The following is a 20,126-nucleotide window of genomic DNA, read 5'->3' as shown; positions in this document are numbered from 1 at the left end:
ATCACATTTTCACCCATTTGAATTGAAATTAATTGTAAAATTGATCAAGCAGATGAGGCAGGACGGCAATAGTCTGATGAAAATGAATTGAAAAATGGCAACGAATCGTTCAGGCATTTTTTGTAAAAAATATATTTATAAATCTAGTCAAATACAGGAATTCAAGATTCATGAAAAGGCATTTCTCATTGTATAGCAGTATTTTGAAAGCGGGCTGGTCATAAGTCTCATCTGATCTGAATTACAAATTTTTGGATACAAATTATCACAATGAAATCATCTCATTCATCCTCAATTCCGCTTGTATCCACCCGGGCCGTGGCGCTTGCGATCATCTCCATCGGCAGTTTGATGCATGCCCCGGCGCAGGAATATGAGGTCGATGCGCTGGGTCATTGGTCGCTCGATGTATCCGATACCACGACGCTTTCGGGCGCATTGCATTCGGGCAGCGTCGCGGCAAATGGCATCAGGCTCAACGCCGACCTGACCGGCTCCGGCACTTGGGCGTCGTGGGTGCCGGCGGGACGTCCGTGGGCGCTGATCCAGACCAGCGCCACCAATCCGCTCTCCGCTGGCGACACGCTGGCGGTGGCGATGGACGGCCACACGATTTCCGGCACCCATCTCGGCTTTGCCACCGGGTCGGGGGCATTCTTGTTCAGTGGCGGCACCATCGGCTCAGTCGCGCATGACCTCGGTTTTGGCGTCGAGGGGAAACGGGCTGCCGTCGTCTTTGAAGATGCTTATCTTTTTGGTAAAAAAATCGTAATTGGAGAAAGCGCTGAAGGTGCGGTCACCCTGCGGGGCCCGGGCGGCCCGGCGTCGGCCGCACTCAACGCCGAGTCCGTCGTGATCGGCGGCACGCTCGCGGGCGCGAACGGCACGCTGAACCTCGCCCGTTCCGCCGCCCTCATCGAGAACCTGCTTTTCGGCGGCGGCACCGCGACCGTCAACCTGTCCGGCAGCGCCTCCCTCCATGTGACCAACAGCACGGCATTTTCCGGTTCGGGCAACGTCATCGCGCTCGATTTGCAGGGGCAAAGCGAGGCGGTGTTTGACGACGACCTCACGCTTTCGGGCGGCAGAAAAACCATCGCGCTCGACGACTCCTCGCTCGCGGTCGGCGGACGGCTGGAGTTGCGCGACGGCGCGTCCATCGACGCCGCCGGCGACGCCGCGATCACGGCGCGCGACATCCTCGTCTCCGGCATCAGCGGCACGAACCCGGGTTCGACGCCGGCCCTCGGCGGCTCCGGCTCGCTGGCGTGGTCGACCTCGGGCACCTTCGAGGTGGACGGCGGCGCGGGTGTGGACTTGGGCGGATTTTCGGTCAACGGCGGCCCGGCCGGCTCGCTCGTGCTTTCCTCCGGGCAGACTTTCTCCATCGGCGGCGCGTCGGTGATGACCGATCCCGCCACGCTGAAAGTCGATTACAAGCGCTCCACGCTCACCCTCGGCGGCGACATCGACACCGCCGGGCGCGTGCTCATCCAGGATGCGGCCAAGATCGAGGGCGTGCGCGGCATCCGCGTGCGCGACGGCGGCGCGTTTGAATTGTCCGGCGAGCTGGGCATCAACCCCGACAACGGCCAATACATCCAATCCGTGCTCGAAACCAGCGGCCCGCTCACGATTGACAGCGTCGCGGCCTCCGGCAGTTACGCCGCGAGCACCATCACGAACGGCTGGCGGCTCACCGGCACCGAGGCGGCGGTCATCGGCGGCACCTCGGCGGGCCGGCTCGACGTGGCCGGCTTCGTCGGCAACATCCGCACCATGCTGGAAACCGGCACGCTCGTCATCGGCGACGGCGCGGACGGCACGCTCAACATCCTCGACGGCGCCTCCGTTTCCACGGCGGACGGCGCGGATGTCGTCCTCGGGGCGCAGGCCGGCGTGAGCAGCACCCTGAACATCAGCGGGGTGGGCGGGCTCGACGCAATCTTCCGTTCCAGGCTGGAGGCCGGCGTGGTGCTCAACTCGGGCACGCACACCGGCGATTACAATGCAGGCGTCGTCGTCGGCCGGCGCGGCTCGGCCGCGGTCGAAATCGGCACGGGCGGCGAGGTCCACGCCCGCTCGACCGTGCTTGCGCAGGAGGCGGGCTCCGAGGCGGCCGTCGTCATCAACGACCCCTTCGAGACCGACGACCTCCAGAGTTTCTTCTCCCCCAAGCATGCCGCGTGGATGGTGCACGGCTCCGGCTCGGGCAACAACGACCTCGGCGCCTTCGCGCCCTCGCTCGGCAACTCCTCGCTCACCGTCAACGCCGGCCTCATCCTGATCAGGGACGGCGGCGCCTTCTCGATGGGCTCGCAGGATTACGACAATGGCCACGGGGTCGCCCTGTTCACCGGCGGGCAGTCCGAGTTGCGCATCGCCGATGGCGCCTTCCGCAACAGCAACGCCACTCGCGGCGTGTCCGGCGTCGGCGACATCCGTTTTGAAAACCGCGCCATCGCCTCCGGCATCGGCGACATCATCGCCGGACGCGACATCACTTTCTCCAACGCCATCATCTCCCCCGGATCGCGCCTCATGTATGACGACCGCGACGCCGGCGCGCTCATGGGCAAGCTGCACCTTTACGCCGGCTCGGGCACCTCCGTCATTTCCGGCAACAGCATCTTCAGGACCGCGCTCCTGGACAACGGGCAGCCCGGCAACCTCGGCACCGGCGGCGACAATTCCAGCTACCTCGACGTGCACGGCGACATCGTCATCGGCGCCGACCTCACCGTGGACATCTTCCGCCTGCTCAAGGGCGACTATCTCCTCGTGAGCACCGGCGTCGAGGGCGGCATTCTGGGCGATTACACCGCGCACACTTGGAACTTCACCACCAGCTCGACCGACTCCCGCTTTTTCACCCTCAACGGCAAATACATCACCGACGGCGCGGGCGTCCACAACCGCCGCATCACCGGCGAGATTCGCACCTATTTTTCGGGCACTAACGAACTCAGGCTCAACATCAACGCCGCGCTCGGCAACAACGTCGCCACCCGCTGGACCGGCGCCTCAGGCAACATCTGGAACATGTTCGACGCCAACTGGGACGTGCCCAGCACCGACGGCACCGGCCAGTTCCTCGACGGCGACATCGCCATCTTCGACGACCCCGCCGGCGGCAGCGTCACCATCAACGCCCCCGGCTTCTCCGGCGCGAACAACGTCATCGTCGCCGAGATGCAGGTCCTCGGCGCCGGCACGCACGAGTTCGACGGCGGCAGCATCATCGCCTACAACTCCTCCCTCTACAGTTCCGCCACCGCCGGCTATTACAGTGGCGGCGACGAACCCACGGGCCGGCTCGTCAAGGTCGGCGCCGGCACCCTCGTGCTTGACAACGCCAACGAATTCTACGGCGGCGCGCACCTCGGCGACGGCGGCGTCACCGGCGGCCTCGTGATGCTGAACAACGCCGCCGGCTTCGGCCGCTACGACTTCGCCAAAAATCGCGCGTCCACCAAGGGCATGGTGTTCACCCATGTCGATTCCACCATCGACGCCACGGCCATCGGCGGCGCCACCATCCGCAACCGCTTCGTCATCGACCCCGGCGCGACCCTCACCCTCAGCCACGGCGGCCTGGTCGTGGCGGACGACTGGTCCGCCGCCGCCGCCTATAATTCCGGGCGCGGCGGCGCGTTCCTCATCTCCGGCACGCTCACCGGCGACGACGGCCTGCTCATCGGCACGCTCGCCAACGGTTATGTCGGCAACCTCGGCACGCAGGGCGCGGGCGTTTACCTCGACGGCCACGGCTACTTCGGCATCCGGAACGCCACCATCGCCAACAACCTCGCCATCGCCACCATCCACGTTCCCACCGGCTACACCGGCGACGTCGGTTACACGGGCGGCGGCGGTGTTTATTCCGCCGGCGAAAACACCGTCCTCGCCCCCGACCTCACCCTCCGCAACAACGCCTCCTGGTCCAACGGCGGCGGCATCTTCGTCGCCGGGCGCGACGGAGCCCCCGGCGTCTCCGGCACCCTCACCGTCAACGGCGACACCCAAATCCTCGCCAACACCTCCGTCGGCCAGGGCGCCGGCATCTTCGTGGACGGCTCCCAGCTCCTCGGCCTCGTCGCGAACTCCAAGGGCGTGGGCCACCTCGTCCTCGACACCACGGCGGGCGGCATCCTCTTCGAGGGCAACCTCGCCGGCATCGCCTACCCGCTCGACGTTTACAGCACCGCCCTCCGGAATCCGGACGCGGGCTCCTCCAGCGCCATCCATCTCGCCGGCGCGGCCGCGCTCGACATTCTGGGCACAAACACCGTCACCTTCCGCGATCCCCTCACCGCCTCCGGCTCCGACTCCGCCGGCAACACCGCCCGCATCACCATCGGCTCGGGCGCCGACTCGCCCGTCGCCATCTTCCACGGCGGCAACAACGCCGTCGAGGGCAGCACCACCGTCAACGCCGGCGCGACCCTGATCCTCGCCGGCGGCGCCACCCGCTACCTCGGCCAGGAAATCGTGGACGACGCCAGCCACGGCCTCTCCATCACCTATGCCACCGGCTCCGCCGCCGCCGTCACCGGCACGACCGTGAGCGTTCCCGACGTTTACACCGCCATCGCCGACACCTTCACCCTCGCCGCCGGCGGCACCCTCGCCGGGCAGGGTCGCATCGGCGCGCGCAACGGCATCGCCCTCGACGGCGTCCTCGACCTCTACAACGACGGCGTGCGCGACACCCACTACACCGGCGCCTCCAGCGGCTCCTTCGGCACGCTCCACCTCTACGGCGACGTCACCCTCGCCGCCACCGCCAACTGGCTGGTCAACCTCGGCACCGCCGCCGACACCGCGCACCCCGGCAATCTTCTCTCCGATCGCGTCTCCGTCACCGGCGCGGCCTCCTTTGCCGGCGCGACCCTGGACGACGCCCTGCGCCTCGACCTCGACGACATGGTGCACGGCAAATACCTCCTCATGACCACCACTGGCGGCATCACCGGCTTCAACACCGCGAAGAACCAGAGCGGCGCCGCCGTTTACTGGGAGGCCGGCGCGCCCGGCCTCAACATCGCCTCCACCGGCCTCACCGGCGCCTCCGACCCCCGCCTCGGCCGCGCCCGCGTCATCTCCTACACCGAGGCCGGCAACCTCTACCTCAACGTCGCAGCCCGCAACCGCCACGTCATCGCCACCGCCGCCGCCAGCCTTTGGCAGGACGACAACACCTGGGTCTTCAACGGCCTCAACCCCGATGGCGGCAACCTCACCAACGACTGGGCGGAGCACGACGCCGGCCCCGCCACCAACCTCTTCATCAACGGCGACATGGTCACCTTCGCCGCCGCCGCCGGCTTCACCCGCGACTACACCGTCACCGGCACCGTCCGTCCCGTGGACCTCTTCGTGGACACCGCCGCCACCGGCATCGTCCGCCTCTCCGGCGCGGGCAACATCAGCACCCTCGCCCTCGCGGACATCGACAAGACCACCATCCTCCCCTCCACCGACACCACCGGCACCAACGACTACGGCATCGCCAAATACACCGGCAAACTCACCAAGACCGGCGACGGCATGCTCGACTTCGCCAACGGCGCCAACACCTTCGCCGAGGGCGTCGTCATCGGCGGCACCGACGGCTCCGCGGGCGGCCTCATCCGCTTCGCCAACGGCAACCAACTCGGCGTCGGCGCGGGCGCGGGCCGGGCCATCACCTTCCTCGGCACCGGCACCCTCGACTACCTCAGCGCCGTCAACACCACCCTCGCCGCGCCCATCGTCGTCAGCGCGAGCAAGACCGCCGTCTTCGACATCGCCGGCTCCGGCATCCTCACCGCCTCGGGCGTCATCTCCGGCACCGGCGCGATCGCGAAAACCGACTTCGGCATCCTCGCCCTTTCCGGCAACAACACCTTCCTCGGCGGCGCGACGCTCACCGCCGGCAACCTCCGCGTCGCCAGCAACACCGCCCTCTCCGCCTACGCGACGCCGGGCGGCACCGCCGGCCTCGTCACCGTGAACGGCGCCGCCACCCTCTCCACCGACACGAACCGCGCCATCCGCAACCACATCGACGTCACCGCCGCCACCGGCACCCTCACCCTCGCGCCGGCCGGCAACACCACCCTTACCATCCAGAACGTCAACACCGGCACCTTTGCCCCCGGCGCGGCCATCAATGTCGCCGACGGCGGCCAGCTCGTCTTCAACGCCCCGCTCGCCAGCCTCGCCTTCGCCAGCAACACCACGGGCCTTGGCTACGGCGGCGCGATTTACGCCGGCGCCGGCACCCTCGCGCTCACCGGGCGCGACCTCCGCTTCACCTCCAACGTCGCCAGTGTCACGGCTGGCATTTCCTACGGCGGGGCCATTTACAGCGGCGGCGCGGTCACGCTCACCGGCTCCAGCCTTGTCTTCACCGGCAACACCGCCTCGGGCGTCGCAAACGCCTTTGGCGGGGCCATCATGGCGAACGGCGGCGTCACGCTCGCCGGCGCGGGCATCACGATTTCCGGCAACACCGCCTCGGGCGCGGTCTCCACCTACGGCGGGGCCATTGTCGGGACGGGCATTTCCATCGCCAACACCGGCGCCGCCGCCGCGCTCATCACCGGCAACACCGCCAGCGGCCCCAACGGCTACGGCGGCGCGCTCCACACCAGCGGCTCGCTCGCCCTCAACGCCGCCGCCGGCGACATCGTCTTCTCCGGCAATACCGCCTCGCTCGGCGAGGCCGCGTATTTCAGCGCCGCCAACTCGCTCTTCGCCGTCACCGGCTCGCGCCACGTCATCTTCGACGACACCGTTTACACCTCCGCCGCCGGCAACACCCTCGTCAAGGACGGCGCCGGCGCGCTCATGTTCAGCGGCACCGACGGCACGGCCAACCGCTCCGTCTTCACCGGCGCCGTCAACGTCAACGACGGCGCGTTCCGCGTCACGCAAAACACCGCTTTCGGCGACAACGCCGCCGCCACCGCCTTCACGCTTTCCTCCACCGCCTGGCTCACCGGCGGCGGCACCATCGCCGCGCGGGCTGTCACGCTCTCTGGCCTCGTCTCCGCCGACGCGCTCCCCGGCCTCTTCATCGAAAGCGCCACGGCGCACGCCCCCGGCAGCATCGGCGCGCTCACGTTTGACACCAGCGCCGCCGGCTCCCTCACGCTCAACAACGCCGCCATCCGCGTCGATCTGGGCAACCCCGGCGCCTACGACATCACCCGCACCGGCACCGCCGACCGCCTCGTCACCAACGGCGTCCTCGCCGCCGGCGCCGCCGCCGACTTCGACCTCTTCGATTTCACCTTCGGCCAGTTCCTCCTCGTCGAGACCGGCGCCGCCCTCGGCTCCGGCATCCTCAACAACCTCACCGTCACCGCCCACGGCGAGGACCTCACCGACCGCCACACCCTCGAACTCGTGCTCGGCGACGACGCCCGCCTCACCAACGCCACCACCAACCGCGACATCTGGCTCCTCGCCGAGGAAAACAACCTCTACATGTATTGGGTCGGCAACGGCTCCGGCCTCGCCACGTGGAACCCCTACGACACCAACTCCCTCTCCAACGAACTCTGGGTCAACCACAACCTCGGTCTTAGCGGCACCCGTGAGGGCCACGTCGTCAACGCCGACGCCGTTTACTTCGGCGACCGTGTTTACGACTACGCCGCCGCCGCCTTCACCGCCGCCGCCGTCACGAGCAACACCGTGGCCGTCACCGGCAGCGGCGTGACCGTCACCGGCATGCGCGTGGACAACAACGTCCTTGCCTACACCTTCACCGGCGGCTCCATCGCCACCACCTCCACCTTCACCGGCGCGCTCCTGCTGGGCGCCCCCGCCTCCTACGCCACCAACACCACCGCCCCGCAGACCCTCGTGAAGACCGGCACCGGCGCGCTCGTCTTCCGCAACGCCGGCAACACCTTCGCCGGCGGCATCTGGCTCGGCACCGCGGGTGGCGCGGGCTCCGCCGGCACGCTCGCCTTCAACAGCGGCGCCCAGCTCGGCGACGGCGGCATCGGCATCCACTTCGAACAGGACGCCACCCTCCGCGCCGACGCCACCGCCACCGCGACCAACAACATTGTCATCGCCACCAACAAGACCGCCACGATTTCCACCCCCGCCGCCGTGACCAGCCTCACGCTCAGTGGCACCATCAGCGACGCGGGCCACCTTGCCAAGGTCGGCCCCGGCCAGGCCACCCTCAGCGGCACGAATACCTACACCGGCAGGACCGCCGTCAACGGCGGCGTGCTGAGCATCGCCGGCTGGACGGGCGGCACGAGCGATGTTTTAATCGGCGACGAGGTGGCGGACAGCGGCACCATCAATGTCAGCGGGTATCTCGCCGCGACGAACAGCATCGTGGTCGGTGACGACGGCACGGGCGTGCTGAACATCACCGGCACGGTCACGGCGGCCAACACCGTCGTCATCTCCTACGGCGGTTCGGGCACGGTTGTCGTGAACGGCGGCCACCTTGCCGCCAGCGATATTTATGTCGGCATTGACGGCGCGGGCGCGCTGACGCTGAACGGCGGCACTGCGGCGGCGACGGGCGGCAACATTGTCTTCGGCTACAACGCTGGCGCGACCGGCAGCGGCACGGTCACCGCCGGGCTGCTCGATACGTTCAGCGATTTGATTGTCGGCAGCGAGGGCAACGGCGTGTTTGCCATCAGCGGTGGCACGGCGCGCGGAAACGAAGTCAATTTCGGTTACTTCTCCGGCGCGACCGGCAGCGGCTCGGTCAGCGGCGGGCGGCTGGATGCGACAACCGAGGTTTACATTGGTCGTGACGGCGCGGGTGCGGTCACCGTCACCAGCAGTGGCTGGCTGACGTCGGGGGGCGACCTGTTCGTCGGCGCCAGCGGCACCGGCGTGCTCACCGTGGCTGCGGGCGGCACCGTCGCCGCGGGCGGCACGTATTCGCAAAACGCCGCCTCCTCGCTCAACTACGCCCTTACCGGCACCGGCCAGCCCGCGCGCCTCACTGCCGCCGGCGCCTCGCTCTCCGGCACGCTTAACGTCACCGGCTACGTTGACTCCTCCACCACCGTCGCCAAGGCCAGCCAGCTCATCAACACGCGCGAAATCATCATCCACACGACCAACACCATCACGGGCGACTTCGACACCGTGAACGTCGGCGGCATGGGCAACACGCTCGACTACCTGCACGGCGGCGGCATCATCGTGGGCGGGACGGATTATTACGTCGGCTACGGCCTTTCCTGGTATGCCACGCCCACCAACAGCCACGGCACCTTCACCCTCGCCGGCACGAACGCCTTCGAGGTCGATGTGGCCTTGAATGACGAACCCCAGAATGGCGCGGTCTGGGACGGCAAATCGCTCGCCAAGTTCGGCGTCGGCACGCTCATCCTCAGCGCCATCAACAATTATTCCGGCACGACCGCCGTCCTCGGCGGCACGCTCGCCCTCACCGGCACCGGCCGCATCAACAATTCCTCCGCCGGCGTCATCGACGGCGGCGCGGTCGCCACCGTCACCGGCTCGACCGCCGTGTGGAACAGCAAGGCCTTCGCCGTCGGCCAGACCGGCACCGGCACCCTTCTCCTCGGCGACCAGGGCCGGCTCGTCACCACCGGCACGGTTTATCCGGGCGACGCGACGAACAAATTCCGCACCCACATCGGCCAGGAGGCCGGCTCCGAGGGCACGGTGACATTGACCGGCTCCTCGACCTGGGTGAACTCCGCCTCCAGTGGCAGCATTGATTCGCGTCTCACCGTCGGTAGCAGAGGCAAAGGCACGCTCAACGTGCTCGACGGCTCCACCGTGACCACCGACCGCCTCGTCCTCGCCTCGGCGGACAACAGCGAGGGCGCGGTGCTCATTTCCGGCACGGGCTCGAAAATCAGCGCGTCGGTGGGCGGCGTGGCCAAGACCGCCGTCACGGTGGGCTTCTCCGGCAGCGGGCGGCTGGTCGTCGAAAACGGCGGCGAACTGGCGTCGAACGCCGCCAGCATCGGCGGGTTTATCTACAACGAGGCGCCGTTCCTCGGGGTGAATCGCGGCCATGGTGAGGTGCTGGTCACCGGCAGCGGCTCCGTCTGGAACCTGAGCAACCAGCTCACCATCGGCGACGGCGCGGACGGCGTGGTGACCGTGGCCGACGGCGGCAGGTTCAACGGCAATGCGGCGCATGTTTACATCGGCAACATCGGCTGGATAAGCGGCGGCAGTGCCACCAGCGGCACCGGCGCGCTCACGGTGACCGGCTCCGGCTCCGAATTTGTCACCACGGGCGGCATTTATGTCGGGGTGGGCAATCTGTATGGTCAGGCCCAATCCGGGCAATATGCGGGCCGCGGCACGTTGAACATCGCCGCCGGCGCGCTCGTCCAGACCACCGGCACGCTTACGGTCGCGGACGACCAATACTCCACCGGCCTCGTCAACTTCGGCACCGGCAGCCGCTCCGGCACGCTTGCCGTGAGCAGGGTCGTCGGCGGCGCGGGCGACGCGACCTTCAAGTTCGACCACACCGACGACATCCTTTTCGGCACCCTGCTCAGCGGCTCGCTCAAGGTCGTGAAGGACTCCACCGTGGCGGGCGCGAGCGGCACCATCACGCTCACCGGCTCCAGCGATTACACCGGCGGCACGTGGGTCAACGACGGCGCGCTCGCCATCACCGGCAGCGCCGCCACTGCGGGCGCGGTCAGCTCCACGGTCGCCATCGCGCGGACCGGCACCTTCACCATCGCGTCCCACACCGGCGCCTACGCGCTGGGCAACATCATCAAGTCCGCCGCCGCCGCCGCCGGCGTGCTGGTCGCGGACAGCGGCACCACCTTTGCCTTCGGCAGCGGCACCGCCGCCGCGCTCGCCAACGGCGCGGCCTTCACCGGCGAGGCCCGGATGCAAAACGTCCGCTACGCCATCGACGCGGTGACGACCGCCTTTTTCAACGGCGGCGCGGACCTCGTCACCAAGCCCGGCAGCTTCGGCACGGTCACCAGCAACACCGCCGCCCCCGGTCGCGCGTGGGATCTGCGCCACTCCGCCCTCGCCCTCAACGGCGGCACCCTCGCGTGGACGATTGACGGCGCGAACAAGGCCACCGGCGTCATCGCCGCCGGCTCCATCCGCTCCGACTCCGCCACGGCGGGTACCGGCACGACCACCTTCCTGGTTGACCTTGGCAACGACGTGGACGCTGTCTTCGTGAAACCGCTCTATGGCAACGACGCCTCGCTCTTTGCCATGCAGGGCAACACCAACGCCATCCTGCTGGCCACCAGCACCAGCAACATCGCGGGCGCCGTTTCCACCGGCGACATCGACGTGCGGCTCAGCGTCGGCGGCGTGCAGACCTTCGCCACCACCATCACGCAAACCGTCGTCCAGAATTCCGGCACCGTCGCCGACGCCCACTACAACGTCGCGGCCCTCACCAATTCCGGCAGCGACCTGAGCATCGGCTACCGCCTCACCCAGCTCGATGTTTACAACGGCCTCGAGCTTCAGGTCGTGCGCAAATACGACGACGCCACCGGCATCTTCGACACCCTCATCACCGACAAGACGACCAACGGCAGCGTCCTCTTCGCCAGCGGCACGGGCTCGGCCCCCGGCATCACGCTGACCAGCCAGAACACCTACACCGGCACGACGACCGTCGGCAACAACACCACGCTCAACCTCGGCGTCAGCAACGCCCTCGGCACCACCGGCACGCACACCAGCCGCCTCGTCGTCACCGCCTCCAACGCCCGTGCCGACCTCGGCGCCACCGCGCAAATCGTCGGCTCGGTTGACATCGACAACACCGGCGGCGCGCACACCGGCGTCCTCCACCTCGGCTCCTCCGGCACGCTCACCATCGCCGACGCCGGCGGCGCCGTGCGCGGCCACAACGCCCTCACCGGCACCGGCGCGCTCCTACTCAACGCCGGCACGCTCGCCGTCACCGGCTCCAACGCCGCGCTCGCCGCCGCCGTGGACATCGCCGCCGGCGCGACCGCCATCCTCAACCAGACCTCCGGCCTCGGCGCGGCCACGCCCGGCCTCGTCACCGTGCGAGGCAGCGGCTCCATCGCCGCGCCCGCCGCCGCCAACGGCCTGCTCCGCTTCGACGGCGCGACGGGCGTTTTTGGCAAAAACCTCGCGGGCGGCGGCATCGTCGAGGTCGCCAACGCCGGCAACGTCACCCTCACGGGAAGCAACACCGCCTTCGCCGGCTCCTACCATGCCGGCGACGCGGCGACCTCCGGCACGCTCGCCGTCACCAGCGCCACGACTTTCGGTGACGCCCGCGCCGTCCTCATCGAGGCCAACAGCCGCTTCATCGTGGACAGCGCGTCCGGCTGGACGCTCGGCACCGGCTCCGGCGACGGCACGCTTGCGGCCATCCCCGCCGACGCGCGCGGCATCCTGGCCGGCGCGGGCACGCTCGAAAAAACCAACACCGGCACCGTGACCCTCGCGCGCCAGAACACCGCCTTCTCCGGCAACGTCGAGGTCAACCGCGGCGCGCTCCGCCTCACCGACGTCCTCGCCACCGGCACGCAGGCCCCCGGCAAGCTCGTCAACGTTTCCGGCACCGCCGTCCTCAACCTCGACCTCGCGGCCTCCGGCACCTACCTCCGCGAGATCACCAGCACCGTCAGCGCCGCCACCGTGAGCGTCACCGGCCAGACCGCCACCCTCGGCGCGAACAACAGCGCCTTCACCGGCACGTGGGCCGTCATGACCTCCGCCGCCTACGCCGACACCGCCGCGACCGACAGCAAGGCCCGCCTCGGCGACGGCGCGATCGTTGACCTCACCGGCACGCTCGCCCTCACCGCCACCAGCGGCACCTACACCTTCGCCAACGCCCTCAACGGCGCCGGCGAACTGCGCGCCACCCTCGACGACGCGACCGACGCCTTCCGCTTCGACACCGCCCCCGCCAAGTCGCGCAACGCCGCCTTCACCGGCACCCTGAACCTGCGCCAGGGCCGCTTCCTCCTCGACGCCGCCGACGCGAACATCAACGCCGCCACCGGCAAAGGCGCGGGCACGCTCGCCAACGCCACCCTCAAGCTCGGCCCCGGCGCCTCCACGCTCCTCAGCGGCACCTACGCGCTGGGCAACCTCGCCTTCGACGGCGGCACGCTCAAGGTCGCCACCACCGGCAGCACCTCGACCGTGCTCGCGGGCTTCCTCATCGTCACCGACCTCTCCGGCTCCGGCACGCTCGCGCTCGACATCCCGACGGGCATCGCCCCCGTCCCGCCGTCGGCCTCCGCCGCGAATCCGTTCGAGGACGATTTCAACCCGCTCAACAGCGTCCAGGTCGTCCGTGCCATGGGCACGGTTGACAACGTCACCGTCGCGCTCACCCGCTTCGACGGCAGCACCGTCGGCGACCCCACGCTCATCACCTTCGCCGCGCCCGACGCCGCCAGCTCCGCCGCGACCGGCTACTACAACTACAGCGCCTCCGTCGTCAGCGGTTCAGCCCCCGGCGTGGACAGCAAAAACGGCCTCTACGTCACCTACGGCCTCACCCGCATCAACGCCGACGAGGCCGGCAAGCTCTTCGTCCTCGACAACACCGGCGCGAACGACAACGCCGTCACCGTCCAGCTCACCAGCAAGGCCGGCCCGAACCCGTCCGACGCCTCCACCGGCGCCGAGCACGACGCCGGCTTCGAGTTCCGCGCCGCCGGCACCGGCTCGGACACCCGCATCATCGTCGGCAACGCCAACAGCAACTACACCGGGCGGACCCTCGTCAGCCGCGGCCTCGTCGAGTTCCTCACCGACCACGCCTTCGGCCTCACCTCGCAGCTCGACCTCACCGGCTCCGCCACCGTTGACATCGCGGGCAAGACCCAAACCGTCGGCCTGCTCAACACCGCCGTCGGCACGACCCTCGACCTCCACGGCGGCGACCTGACCATCACCGGCTCCAACCGCTACACCGGCGCGACCAGCGGCACCGTCGCCGGCTCCCTCACCGGCACCGGCGCGCTCACGCTCGCCTCCGGCCGGCTCGACATCCTCTCCGCAAACGCCGGCTTCAGCGCCAGCACGACCCTCGCGGCCGGCGCGCACGCCCGCCTCGCCGACACCGCCGGCCTCGGCACCGCGCACATCGTGCTCGGCGGCACCCTGCAAGTGGACAATGCCGCCAGCGGCACGATGCGCAACACGCTCGAAGGCGACGGCCTCTTCCAAAAAACCAACACCGGCACGGTCACGCTCACCGGCGCCAGCCCCGCCTTCCACGGCACCGCCACCATCGCCTCGGGCCGCGTGACCGCCACGCTCATCGACAACCTCGGCGACGCGCCCGTGGGCGTGGCGACCGGCGCGGCTTATGAGTTGCTTGGCGTCTCGGGCACGCTCCAAAACTATCTCGCCGGCTCCGGCAGCTTCGCCGTGACCAACAGCGGCAACGCCGGCCTGACCGTCGCACACGGAAACGCCATCGCGAACGCCACGCTGAAGAATGCCGTCGTCCACCTCGCGCACGCCACCGGCCTGGCCGGCGACGCCGGCACCGTCAACCTCGACGCCGCCTCGACTCTCTGGCTCGACGTGAACGGCATCCGCCTAGGCACGCTGAACAATCAGGGCAGCGTCGCCTTCGGCACCCCGACCGGCACCGCGACCATCCAGACCCTCGGCAACACGCCCGGCGCGTTCCTCCTCAACGCCGACCTCGCCGCCGCCCACGACGGCATCAACCCCGCCGGCACCGTGGCCAACCACCTCACCATCGCCAGCGCCGGCGCCGGCGCGCACACCGTGTTTGTCAATCCGTCCGGCGAGCCCGCGGTGATGAATCTGGCGATCGAGCTGATCACCACCGGCACCGGCGCGCCGGTCTTCACGCTCGGCAATCCCGGCGGCAAACTCGAATACGGCGTGACCGTCCTCGAACTGCTCCGCGGCGACGGCACCTCATACACCCCCGACCTGAACAAATGGTATCTGACCGACGCCGGCCTCTCGCACGCCGCCGACGCCATCCTGAATACCGCCTCCCCGCTGGGCCTCGACTGGAACGACAGCCTGCACCAGCGCATGGGCGAGGTGCGCATGGAAAACCTCCAGGACGGCTCCGCCGCCCAAAGGAGCGCGGGCATTTCTGCCCGCGATTCCGACACCGGCTTCGGCAACGTCTGGGTCAGGACGCGCGGCTACCGCCTGAACGCCTCCAACGCCATCACCGGCTTGGGCTACCGCCAATACGGCTTCGGCCTGACCGGCGGCCTCGACAAGGCGTTCAGCCTGGAAAACGGCGTGAACCTCCTCGGCGGCTTTGTTGACATGGGCAACACGAGCCGCGAATTCCATAACCACGGCAAGGGAGACACGCGCAACATCTCGCTCGGCGCCTACTTCACGCACCTCACGCCCGACGGCTGGTTTGCCGACCTCGTGGCGCGGGTTGACCGTTACAAGAACAGCTTCGAGGCCCGTGCCGTGGACGGCCACGTGACCACCGGCCACTACTCGTCGAACGCGCAAAGCGTCTCGCTGGAGCTTGGCCGCCGCCTGCAACGCGCGGACGGCTGGTGGGTGGAGCCGGCGGTGCAGGCCGGCGTGATGTGGCTCAACGACGTCGATTACGACACCGACCGCACGCCGCGCCTGCGTCCGATTCATGTGAGCGTGGGCAACACGATGCTCGCGCAGTATCGCGCCCAGGTGCGCTTTGGCCGGCAGTTCCGGGACAGCCGCTGGTATCCGTATGGCAAATTTGCCGCGGTCGCGGTCGATTCCGACGGCGGCGAGGTCACCGCGCACGGCAAGAGCATGCGCCCCGATTACGACGGCAAGCGCGTGGAGTTCGGCTTCGGGACGATGTATCGCATCAACGACCTGAGCCAGATGTATCTGGATTACGAATACGCCAGGGCCGCCCGCTACGAGCGCCCCTGGGGCATCAACCTCGGCTACCGCCGCCTGTGGTAACCTTTTAAAATGCTAGGCTACAGCGCCTTGATCAGGAGAGTAGCGACAACTCACACCAAGTTAGTTCGGGCTTTGGAATAGAGTGACATCGGTGCGCCATTTGATGCAAAACTTGGGTTGATTTCGGCGCCAATGTGCCCATTTCAGCCCGAAAATGATGCGAATGATGTCGATTTAGGGCGTTCGATGCGTGCAGGAGCCTGCGTTCACGATTAGCAGCGAACCGTTTTATCCACTATAAGACGCCAACCGATATGTTTTTCCCTGTGAAAGTAGGGATTTTGAAAAAATAAGCGGCCTTGATTTCCTGTTTTACGTTTACCGCCCGACCATTTCAATTCAGGGGAGAACTTGGGTGGCAGATTGTTTATCGGAATTGCATCCGGTTACGAAGGATTGATTAATGAATTCATCTTTTGTTAAACGATCTCTGGAATGGTTTTGGATCGCCCATTATATTTTACTTCGAGGACTACCCTTGGCAGGGACTACAGCACCACATTCCCCTTTGTTTTCTCATGTTCTGCTTCCAGACCAGACTGCGCTCGTCAAAAGACGCCTGTCGTTGCCTGAATCTTGGAATATATCTCTGAACGCGACTCGGTATTATAATGAGAAAATTTTTATGAAGGCATTCAGCGCCTCTTGGATTGCAGGGAGTGCCGGATGCCACAACTTTTCCCACTCCAGAGAGATTCCATTCTCATATTTTCCAGACTGCAAAACACGCTTCAATTCAGACAAGGGATACTGCCCCTCTCCTGGAAGCGTATATGCCCCTGCTGATGATCCGGACGAGGCAAGCCCGTCTTTGTAATGTATGTGTTTGATCATGGGTCCCAGCAGGGACCATGTGTCCTCCGGCGATTCCTTCCCGTGCCTCCACGTATGATAACTGTCCCACAGGATTGGGACGGGGATGTCCAGGCAGTTATTCAAATCATAACATGGTTTGGAAAATGAAAGCACATCGTGCGTCTCCAGAATCAACTCGCATGATACGTTTCTATTATCGAATTCTCTCCTCAGAGCTTCGATGGTTCTGGCCGCCGCCTCGATCTGAATTCTGGTTAAATTGTTTTCCATCTTGTTCCCGCCTGCCCCAAAAACTCTGATATATTTCGCCCCGATTTTATCGGCAAGTTCCGCTTCGCGATACAGTTTTTCCCTCCTTGCCTTATCTTCTCCGAGAAGGGCGAAGGATGATGCCAGGACGAGCACTTTCGGCATGCCGGCAGACGTTTTGTTTTGCTTGAAATATTCAAGCAAATCGGTGCTGCCTCCCAGCGCTCGCAGCTCCAGAAAATCGAGTCCGTATTGAATGCATAATTCCAATGCCGAATCCATGTCGAGATCCGGGCAGCCTATCGTTGAAAATCCATATGTAATCATGGCATGGCGCAATGGGCGGCGAGGCGGTTATTCCGGGGCGATATAGTTTGCGGGGCCGCCGAGTTTTTTGAAGCGGGCGTGGACATAAAACGCGCAGGAAAGCGCGCCGAGGGCCAAAAGGCCGCCCGCGAAAAAAGTCAGCCGGTAGTTTTGGCCCGACGCGTCGATCAGCGTTCCGACCGCCGGCGCGACCACCATGCTGGCAACGGCGACAAACACCTCGCCCGCCGAGGCGAATTGCGCGAAGCGCGAGTGCGGGAATAACCGCTGGCCCAGCGACGCCGCACTCGTGATATAGGCGCCACCCAGCACGCTGTGCATCACCCACGCGGCGAGGAAAGTCCCCGGCGTGGTGGCGCAAAGGCCGCCCCAGAGCGCGACCGCCGCATAGCCGGCCAGCGTGGCCATCACCACGCGCAGCGGATGAAACTTGTCCGCCAGCCAGCCAAGGAAAAAGGACAGGCACAGGGAGATGAGAAACGACAATGCCACGTGTTTTCCGTAAAGATCCATGTCCACGCCTAGGCTGCGCGCCTGCGGGATGGTGAACACATTGACCGGCGCCTGCGTCACGCCCGCGAGCATCAGCATCGCGAACACAGCCAGATAATACGACTGGGTGAAGCATTCGCGGCAATACCGCCGCGTCTCCGCGACACCGCGCCGCGCCCAGCCGGCGAGCCCTTCGGGGACGCCGCCACCGTTGCCATCGCCCACCTCGGACGGCGGGTAACCGCCCTCGCGCACCTTGAGGCAGACCCACATGAAAGTGATGCCGTAGAAGGCGCCGATGGCGCACAAAATCAGGGTGAAGTGCGCCGGCACCAAACCCATGATCCAGAAGTTGAACACCATTCCGTCAAGCAGGCCGATGGCGCGGAACAGGCCGTAAAAGCGTCCGAGCAGCGGCTTGGGCACCACGTCGTTGATCAGCCCTCCGAAAACGGATTTGCTCGCGATAGTGCCGAATTCCCAGGCGGTCCAGAACACGGCGAAGCACACGATGGCTGACGCTGTCTCGCCCGCCCCTGGAAACAGCGCATGCACGCCGCGCGCGATGAGCGGCGTGAGCCCCAGCCCGATCATGCCCAGCGCGGCAATGGGAGTGGTGACGAGCAGGAACGGGACGCGCCTCCCGCGGGGGCCGCGGTGCCGGTCGGACTTCACGCTGATGATCGGCCCGAGCACGAGGCCGAGCGCCGCCGGCAGCGAGCTGATGAGCAGCCCGAACAGCAGGCTGGAGACGCCGAGGTGGTTCAGATACCACTGCGCCATCGGCGCCACGGAGCGGTCGCGCATGGACCACGCGAAGTCTCCCAGCAGCAGCCAGAAGAAAAGCGCGGCCAGCCCGGCGGAAGTATAGACAAGGGTGCCGGTGCGCCAGATTCTGGCGGGCGTGGCGGCTGGGGGTTTGTTGGCGGTTTGGTCGCTCACGGAAGGGAAGGGGGCTGCTGTCTGGATGGCGGAACCATGCTTGATGCCTTGTCGCGAGGGAGGCAAAGTCTGGTGTATTCACTCAAGAGAACAGACCTCTCTGGAAACCCGCCGCAGGACGCGCGCGCTTCCCGATCCTGATGTTTCTCCGGAGTCCGCAATTCGAATTGAGCCGGCGGTGGCGGTCAGGACGACATATCCCACACGGGCAGGGTGATGATGGCGGAGGGAGTCTCGCCGCGCAGCCAGGCGGCGACTTGGCGGAGGGCAAAATCGCCGGCATCACGGCAACGGTCGAGCGTGGGGCCGCCTTGATGCGGCATAAGGAGAATCTCCGGGTGCGCGCGCAGGGGCGAGTCCGCCGGCAACGGCTCGGTCTCGAATACATCGAGCGCCACGCGGAGGCGGCGGGCGAGCGCGACTTCGAGCAGCTCGGCTTCGCGCACCACCTGCCCGCGCCCTGTGTTCACGAACACCGCGCCCTCCGGAAGCAGTTCCAGAAGTTCGCGCCCCACAATCCCCTGGGTGTGGTCATTAAGCGGGGCAAGTTCCACGAGCACGTCGGAGGACGAAAACAATTCCTCGATCGTGGCGCATGTGTGCACGTCGTATTCAAAAAATGCCGATTCCGGCGTGCCGGGGGCGAAGGTGCGCAGCGAAACCCCGAAGGGTTGCAGCAGGCGGGTCAGCGCCTGCGCCACCCGCCCGAAACCGTGAAATCCGACCCGGCGCCCGAAGAGACTCTGCTCGGGGCGGTGCGGGAGTTTCCAGCCGCCGTCCTGGTGAAGATTGTGCTGGTTGGCGGCCACGCAGCGAAGCGCGCCGAGAATCAACATGAGCGCGGACTCGGCCACGGTGCGGCTGATGGAATCGCCCCAGTTGGAGACCAGCAGCCCCTGCTCGATCCAGCAGCGGGGGATTTTTTTGCGCAGGGTGCCGGTGAGGAAACATACATAGCCGGGCCAGAGTTGTTTCGGGATGGCTTGGCAGCCTCCGCGCCCCTCCTCATCCGGAGCGGGCAGCCCGGGCATGTCCCAGCCGCCGATGAGGACATCGGGACGTTCTTGTTCCAGAAATTCACCCCACGCCCAGGGCTCGGTGTTTTTTTCAGGCACGGGGCGCAGGATGATTTCCGGCAATCCATGCGCGGACGCGGCTTCGCCCAGTCCATCCGGGAAAAAATGCGCAAGCTCGAATGGGGAAAGGACGGCGACGATGCGGCAGCGATGGTCATCGGCGCTAAAGCGATGGAGGGAACGGGTGGCTGGCGTGACAAGTGGCGCGCGGGCGGATTGCATGATGTGGCGTTGTGAAACAGGCAGGCTGTGCAGGGAGCACGAGACATGTTCATGCCTGCGATGCGGGGCAAGTCC

4 protein-coding genes are annotated in these 20,126 nt (G+C 66.6%); 1 reads left to right on the top strand and 3 read right to left on the bottom strand.

Features of this window, described 5'->3' with window-relative positions; translation table 11 throughout:
- Positions 1-270: 270 nt before the first annotated feature.
- The gene (locus OH491_RS04560; protein ID WP_342750876.1) at positions 271-15,927 is read left to right on the top strand and encodes an autotransporter-associated beta strand repeat-containing protein; all 15,657 of its coding nucleotides are present in this window, start codon (positions 271-273) and stop codon (positions 15,925-15,927) included.
- 606 nt (positions 15,928-16,533) lie between these two features.
- On the opposite strand, the gene OH491_RS04555 is transcribed toward OH491_RS04560, so the two are convergent.
- The 3 genes from OH491_RS04555 to OH491_RS04545 form a co-directional block, all read right to left on the bottom strand.
- The gene (locus tag OH491_RS04555; protein ID WP_342750875.1) at positions 16,534-17,319 is read right to left on the bottom strand and encodes a sugar phosphate isomerase/epimerase; all 786 of its coding nucleotides are present in this window, start codon (positions 17,317-17,319) and stop codon (positions 16,534-16,536) included.
- Between the two features lie 27 nt (positions 17,320-17,346).
- Positions 17,347-18,753, bottom strand: coding sequence for an MFS transporter (locus OH491_RS04550; protein ID WP_068769129.1), 1,407 nt, complete (start codon positions 18,751-18,753; stop codon positions 17,347-17,349).
- A 185-nt stretch (positions 18,754-18,938) separates the two neighbouring features.
- Positions 18,939-20,051: an NAD(P)-dependent oxidoreductase gene (locus OH491_RS04545; RefSeq protein ID WP_068769130.1), complete on the bottom strand. Its 1,113-nt coding sequence runs from the start codon at positions 20,049-20,051 to the stop codon at positions 18,939-18,941.
- Positions 20,052-20,126: the final 75 nt, after the last annotated feature.

It is taken from the genome of Termitidicoccus mucosus (genome assembly GCF_038725785.1).
Lineage (GTDB): Bacteria > Verrucomicrobiota > Verrucomicrobiia > Opitutales > Opitutaceae > Termitidicoccus > Termitidicoccus mucosus.
The sequence above is the reverse complement of the archived record's forward strand: the minus strand, read 5'-3'. Positions and strand labels throughout refer to the sequence as shown.

Bases quoted from the DNA above. Each gene is read 5' to 3' on its own strand.
- OH491_RS04555 (WP_342750875.1), bottom strand. From the start codon at position 17,319: ATGATTACATATGGATTTTCAACGATAGGCTGCCCGGATCTCGACATG.
- OH491_RS04545 (WP_068769130.1), bottom strand. From the start codon at position 20,051: ATGCAATCCGCCCGCGCGCCACTTGTCACGCCAGCCACCCGTTCCCTC.
- OH491_RS04560 (WP_342750876.1), top strand. From the start codon at position 271: ATGAAATCATCTCATTCATCCTCAATTCCGCTTGTATCCACCCGGGCC.